The 755-nt window shown below is 55.2% G+C and carries 1 pseudogene; it reads left to right on the top strand.

Annotated features, from left to right (window positions below):
• Window positions 1-755: pseudogene (locus ACQRC0_RS08785) on the top strand (hypothetical protein); the annotation flags it as partial.

The following is a 755-nucleotide window of genomic DNA, read 5'->3' on the forward strand; positions in this document are numbered from 1 at the left end:
TGGCGGCGGCGTAACCGTACATGGCGGCACCTTCCATATGTTCGGCGGCACTATCACAAACTGCGGCATTACCGGCGGATCCGTTTGCTGTGGCGGAGGCGTTGCAGTTGTCTATGGTGGCTTGTTCATCATGGACGGCGGCGAAATCAAGAATTGCTTCGTTACTTCTCCCTACGAAGACCCGAAGAGCTACATTATCACGTCTGTCGGCGGCGGCGTGTACGTTTCCGGCGGATCTTCGTTTGTCATGACGGGCGGAACCATTTCGAACAACACGGCAAACGAAATGGGAGGCGGCGTTGCCGTTGTTGCATCACTAGAAGAAGTCAGTGGCAGATTGGGCAACTTCCAGAGCTCCGCGCAAATACTTGGCGGTACCATCAGCGACAACATAGCACACGACGGCGCAGGCGTGCTCGCTTCCGCGTATTTCTGCACCGAAGCACGGGGCATATGCGCTCCCAAACCGGGCGTAGGCACCTCCAAAACGCCGGGCCTGCTCCTTAAGAACACCACCATAACCAATAACACAGCGAATCAGGACAAAGGTTATGGTGCCGGCGTGTATACAGCGATAATGAAATCGCCTGCCAAAGCAGAAATTCTCAACTGCACGATAACAGAGAACAGCGGTGCAATAGGTGGCGGCGTTGCATCGTTCGGTTACTTCACCAGCTTGACCATCGACGGATGCACCATCACCGGCAACAAGGCGTCAAATTACGGCGGAGGCTTGGCCGCACAATTGAATTCCC

It is taken from the genome of Collinsella sp. SGI.033, from assembly GCF_050315135.1.
Taxonomy (GTDB): domain Bacteria; phylum Actinomycetota; class Coriobacteriia; order Coriobacteriales; family Coriobacteriaceae; genus Collinsella.